Below are 5,504 nucleotides of genomic sequence, written 5' to 3'. Positions count from 1 at the left end.
GTCCTCTCGATTGGTCATGGCGCTGCTCCCTGCTTGATACCAACAGGAAAACAATCGGCCAGAAAAGGGTTAATCGGGAGGTCAAATTAAACTGGTGTTTTGAAGACTTATTACATCGGTGATGACAACTTGCACAAAATACAGATAGTAATCCTGAACTTCTTAATGACGCTGAAGCGTTCTTTAAGCATATTGAATATTTTGGTCTTCATGAGACCATCAAATGCACTAACGGTATGTATGCGGGCTTGTTAATCCATAAGGAAAATGGCTGTTGTATTGCATTTACTGATCATGCAGGAAAAAAACCTCTCATACTCTGGAACAGTAAGGCAGGCAGGCACATCGGAACTGGGGTTGACTCTGCTTATATCGATGATAACTCCACACAGATTGAGGTTTTTCAACCTGGAATCCATAATGTCAATGTTGAGTCGGGAATAACAGCGTTGGCCAGCAAGCCTCCTAAGGTTCAACCTGTGCGTTTGCCTCTCTCTGAGCTTTTGAAAATGGCAGTGGCAGACAGAATTCCAGAAAATTTACCGTTTGCTGTCGCTTTAAGTGGTGGGCTGGACAGTTCTATTCTGGCGTACATTATTGAAAAACAGTTATGCCTTAGACCTGAGTATTATGTAATTGGTGACCAATTACCGGATAGTGTCTCCTCTTTAATGGAAAGTCTTGGTATTGGACAGGATCGGGTCAAGCTCATCAAGCCTGAGACTGACAATAATTTACGGACTTTATTGATTGACACATGCCGTGTAATAAAGAGCTTTAACCCCTCTATTATCTCTAATGGAATGGCCACCATGATGCTTGCGAAAGCAGTACATGAGGATGGGTACAGAGTGCTATTGGGTGGGGAAGGAGCTGATGAGTTCTTCTGTGGCTATCAAGCGATGTATAACGGAAAGCATTGCCCTGAAGATATGCGCACAGCATTAATCTCAAGCCTGCACTTTACTGAACTGAGGAGGGTTGACCTGGCATGCTCTTACCACTCGGTAGAAGCTCGCTGTCCATTTCTTGACCAGCGAGTTACAAGCTATGCTTTGGGGGTAAGTGCCGAGATGCACTGCAGCAAGGTTCAAAAAGCAGGTAAATTGCCCCTGAGGGAAGCCTACAAAGGACTTCTGCCAGACGTCATCATTAATGCAGCGAAGGAGCCCTTCGATATTACCAGCGGCCTACAGTTGCAAGTGATTAAATTACTGAAGGCTATTGATGCATCAGAGCGAAAAGCCTTAGAGATAATTTTTAAGGGGGTCATGGGGAGTGCAAATATATTTGAGAATGACTATTTCTCAAAATATCCAGCGTTTGATGACATGATCGATAGAAGAGACAGGAAGTATCAAGCGAATATAATATGATCAATCAACCAATTATTGCAGTTATTGGTCTTGGCTATGTGGGTTACCCACTGGCTCTGGCGTTAGGAAAATATTATAAAACCATAGGCTTTGACATTGACCAGACTCGGATCCAGGAGCTGCAGCAACACAAAGATCGAACTTGCGAGGCTGACACTGCCGCTATTGCGCAAGCAACATTTCTGTCACTGATTAGCAATCCGGGTACTCTTGGAGAAGCCAATCTATATATTGTGACGACATCTACCCCTGTCACTGCCTCAAATCAACCAGATCTATCGGAAGTGCTTGGTGCCGCAGAAACTGTTGGCCAACACCTATCCCCTGGAGACAGGGTGATTCTTGAATCCACAGTCTATCCCGGCGTTACTGAAGGTGTCTTTGCAGACACCATTGAGAGAGTTAGCAAGCTGGTAGCAGGAACGGATTTTTATCTGGGGTATAGCCCAGAGCGTATCAACCCCGGAGATCCACTACACCGTCTTCAAAACATTGTAAAAGTTGTCAGTGCTTCAGACGAATCGACGCTTGAACTGATGGCTGACGTTTATGGTCGTATTGTCCCCGAGGGCATCCATAGGGCAGCCAGTATCAAAACTGCAGAGCTATCAAAGCTGATTGAAAATACCCAGCGTGATGTCAACATCGCTTTCGTTAATGAGATGTATCAGTTATCTGATGCAATGGAATTAGACTTTAACCAGGTGATGGCCTGTGCCAACACCAAGTGGAACTTTCTTGACTTCAAACCTGGTTTGGTTGGCGGTCATTGTGTCGCAGTTGACCCATATTATTTATTACATCAACAGAACCAGATGAGGTTGCCTGCCGGGGTGACTCTCATGGCAAGACAAACTAACGAACAAATGGTTGGTTATGTCGTTGGTGCATTTATCAAAAAGCTGACAAAAGCAGGGCTGTCATTTTCCTGTGCTCAAGTATTGGTAATTGGTTCCAGCTTTAAGCCAGATTGTCCGGACCTGAGGAATTCCAAAGCCTTAAGAGTTGTTCAGGAACTCATGGAGTATGGATTAAAACCGGATATTTATGATCCTGTTATCAAGTCTCCTCTCGCTATAGAGGCAGAATTTTTCTCAGAAATCCCTGAAAAAACTTATGATGCGGTACTCATGCTTGTTCCCCATAAAGCTGCCATCAACGCTTTAGCCAATCACCCCGGGCCTTTACTCAAGCCCGGCGGGATTTTTTCCTCTTTAGACGCTTCTTATGAGGCATTAGTAGCCTGAATATGAATGTAAATATGCTTTCTCAGTTCATTGCAATGCATTCTGTGGATAATCACCCTTCAGGAAATCAGGATGCACTCTCATTTTTAACCGACTATCTAGCCATAATGGGGTTTGTCTGTACCATAAAAGGACAGAGTAAAACGGATCAACCAACCCTCATCGCTCATTATCCCGGTAGGGAGAGTCGTAACAAAATCGTACTTTATGGCCACTATGATGTGGCGCCAGTAAACAATACAGAACAGTGGAAAAGTCAGGATCCGTTTCAACTGGAATGTATTGATAAGCGCTACTTTGCACGAGGTATTGCAGATAATAAAGGCCCATTGATGGCTCGCCTTGAAGCCATTTCTGAGCTTATTGCCTCAGGACAGCCCTTGCCCGAAATACTCTGGCTTATTCAGGGGGAAGAAGAAGTGGCTATGACTGACAGAGTGGCTAAAGGCATTTTCCATGAGGAAATTGAACGTTTTGGCGCCAAGGTGTTTATCGAAGAAACCGGGTTCAATAATCTCGATACGGACAGGCAAATTGCATTTCTCTGGTCGCCAGGACTAACCAGGAACGAACTGGTTAGATGGAGGCCACTGATTCAGCAGACACTCCAAAACGTAGACATCGAATACAGACACCTCAATAAATTTAACGGGGTTGATGCTTGTCCACTTCTCGGAAATTTACCTGAAGATGGTGTTTATATTGGCTTTGGTCCCAATGACAAGTTGCATAATATTCATCGTGATAACGAGTCACTTTGCGTGCAAAAGCTCAATCTACACAGACAACAATTTAAAGAGTTTCTGAGGTATTATGCCGGGTTTAGCTGAGGGGCATGAAAAAAAGTTACATGTTGTATTTGCAACATCAGAGCCAGAAACGGCTGGCAAAATGGTGAGCAGTATTCTGGAGCATCTCCCAGACTACGAAGTTTCTGTGGCTGCACTCTTGATAGGTCAAACTGATTCACAAGGACTTGATAAGTTTCCGCATCCAGTCTCTTGCATTAGTTGCCATCGTGATTATTTGCCAATCATGGATAGTCGTAACCGGTGCCAGGCGTACCTGCAGCGGGTAATGCGTAAAGAAGGCGGGATTGGCCTGGTAATGGATGACGACCTCAAATGGCTACTGAAACAGGAACAATTTACCGACTTATGTGATCAACTCATAGCCAATGGTTGTGACATGGCCTTTTGCTCCCTGGCTGGAGATGCGCCTATTCCCAAAGAGTACACCCGGGCTGCTCCTCTTCTGGATGTCATGCTTGCCATCAGCTCAGGTAAGAATGATGAGACGCCATCTGAGCTGGTAAAGTTTACGGATTGCATAACAACAGTGAATGGCAGCAGTGGTGAAATGGCTTCTCATCATGACTACTACAGCTATAACAAGAAGAACTTTCGACCTGCTGATGTTTGCCTTAATAAAGTGAACTGGGAAGACTTCCTGAAAAAATTGTTTATAGGTAAAGCAACTACCCGAAAAACCATAACTCCCCAGGCTGTACACTTGGCGAGTGGAAGAGAACGCGGTGGGGCTACACTGATATTCAATCCATCTGTCCTCGATTTTCCAAATCGAGCCTTCAGTTACCACAATATAGTCAGCAGAAGAAGCGATATGATCATGGCTGCCAGTGCCAAGGCAGCTGGTTACACATTACATTGCACTCCGCCAGTCCTTGCCCATCATCGTCATGAATCATTTGACTCCCATGATTCTCGTAAGCTTATTGGAGACATTCTCGGATATGCTCTTATTGAGTCTTTTAAAGCAGAGAAATTCGTCATAGAAGATTTTCATGGGGCAATGGTGAAGCGATTTCAGGTAACTAAAGATATCCTGTTGGACACGTCTTACATGCTTGTTTTTTTGCATGACTGGCTTCGGTTAAATTCTACTTTATCCATTGAGTCCAAGACCATCATTGACCAGATGGTTGATGAAAACTATCAAACGATAAGAGCAATAGAAGAAGTGGACTTTACTGAGATTTTGGCTGCTTATAATCGCTTTGTGGAGGTCACTGCGCCTCAAAAAAGTTTAGATATTTATGCAAGTGCGGTGACATCGGTGATGACAGCATGGCCTCAAACAGCCTGATCGGTGGCTTTGTCCACGCTAAAGGGATAGGGAGCTAAATCTATGGTTTACAATCCGGTAGCCTCGTTATTTCTGTAATTTCAGACAGATTAAACCCACTACCTATTAAGAGTTCCTCTTTTACACTGAAAACGGGATGGGTTGATAGCGGAAACCAACGAGTATTTCAAAACCCCTTGCTATCAGTGAGGTGTAGCCACATGTCGAGTTTTTTAATGCATGGTGAATTTGATATTCGACCGAATGTCGATAGTTTTAATGCATTTTTGTACTATAGTGCATCGTATGCAGGCCAATAGAATCAAGGGGGTGTGTCGACATTTTTAATGCGTTTCTACAACCTCCTGATCGCCTCAGATACTCAGAGGGGGAGACAACCCTCCCCCTCCCTCAGAAACACCATCTCTTCCAGCTGGACAACAGATAAAGGCTGCGTTCAGCGCCTTCCTCGTCGAAACATCCTGAAAAATTCATAGGAAGGGTCATCCAGACCCGGCTTACCAATATTGGATCCAGCAATAAATGGATGCTCCAAGTTAACAACGGTCTGATCCTGAATATTCACCCAGTCCGCTAATACAGCACGATGAGAAAACTTCCAGAGACCATCGCGTTTTTCATACTTATCCAGATACCGGCCACCAATTAATACCAATCGCATTTTCTAAATCCTTAAGCTGCCGCCAACTATGCTTAGGCATCATTACCATGCATTATCTAGAACAGATGTCTCGTCGACCACAGCTACCCGAAGGTTTTAATGATGTTGATTTTC

The 5,504-nt window shown here is 44.2% G+C and carries 5 protein-coding genes; 4 read left to right on the top strand and 1 reads right to left on the bottom strand.

All coding sequences use genetic code 11. The features are described 5' to 3' along the window. The first annotated feature begins 236 nt into the window (after positions 1 to 236). The 4 genes from AK963_RS24905 to AK963_RS24890 are packed head-to-tail and all read left to right on the top strand — an operon-like array spanning position 237 to position 4,729. Positions 237 to 1,376 (top strand): asparagine synthase C-terminal domain-containing protein, encoded by a 1,140-nt coding sequence (locus tag AK963_RS24905; RefSeq protein WP_066018088.1) that lies wholly within the window; start codon positions 237 to 239, stop codon positions 1,374 to 1,376. Beyond that, complete coding sequence (locus AK963_RS24900; RefSeq protein WP_066018087.1) at positions 1,373 to 2,623, top strand: nucleotide sugar dehydrogenase; 1,251 nt, start codon at positions 1,373 to 1,375, stop codon at positions 2,621 to 2,623. The genes AK963_RS24905 and AK963_RS24900 overlap by 4 nt, the downstream gene beginning before the upstream one ends. Positions 2,624 to 2,625: 2 nt before the next feature. Further along, complete coding sequence (locus tag AK963_RS24895; RefSeq protein WP_238593842.1) at positions 2,626 to 3,453, top strand: M20/M25/M40 family metallo-hydrolase; 828 nt, start codon at positions 2,626 to 2,628, stop codon at positions 3,451 to 3,453. Further along, positions 3,437 to 4,729 (top strand): hypothetical protein, encoded by a 1,293-nt coding sequence (locus AK963_RS24890; RefSeq protein WP_066018086.1) that lies wholly within the window; start codon positions 3,437 to 3,439, stop codon positions 4,727 to 4,729. Before AK963_RS24895 ends, AK963_RS24890 begins: the two co-directional genes overlap by 17 nt. A gap of 436 nt (positions 4,730 to 5,165) precedes the next feature. Here the strand turns inward: AK963_RS24890 and AK963_RS24885 are convergent, their stop codons facing one another. Then, positions 5,166 to 5,390 carry a hypothetical protein gene (locus AK963_RS24885; RefSeq protein WP_175404634.1) on the bottom strand — a complete coding sequence of 75 codons (225 nt, stop codon included), beginning with the start codon at positions 5,388 to 5,390 and terminating at the stop codon, positions 5,166 to 5,168. Positions 5,391 to 5,504 lie beyond the last annotated feature (114 nt).

Origin of the sequence: Endozoicomonas atrinae (genome assembly GCF_001647025.1) — a bacterium.
GTDB lineage: Bacteria > Pseudomonadota > Gammaproteobacteria > Pseudomonadales > Endozoicomonadaceae > Endozoicomonas > Endozoicomonas atrinae.
The sequence above is the reverse complement of the archived record's forward strand: the minus strand, read 5'-3'. Positions and strand labels throughout refer to the sequence as shown.

Bases quoted from the DNA above. Each gene is read 5' to 3' on its own strand.
- AK963_RS24905 (WP_066018088.1), top strand. From the start codon at position 237: ATGTATGCGGGCTTGTTAATCCATAAGGAAAATGGCTGTTGTATTGCA.
- AK963_RS24900 (WP_066018087.1), top strand. From the start codon at position 1,373: ATGATCAATCAACCAATTATTGCAGTTATTGGTCTTGGCTATGTGGGT.
- AK963_RS24895 (WP_238593842.1), top strand. From the start codon at position 2,626: ATGAATGTAAATATGCTTTCTCAGTTCATTGCAATGCATTCTGTGGAT.
- AK963_RS24890 (WP_066018086.1), top strand. From the start codon at position 3,437: ATGCCGGGTTTAGCTGAGGGGCATGAAAAAAAGTTACATGTTGTATTT.
- AK963_RS24885 (WP_175404634.1), bottom strand. From the start codon at position 5,390: ATGCGATTGGTATTAATTGGTGGCCGGTATCTGGATAAGTATGAAAAA.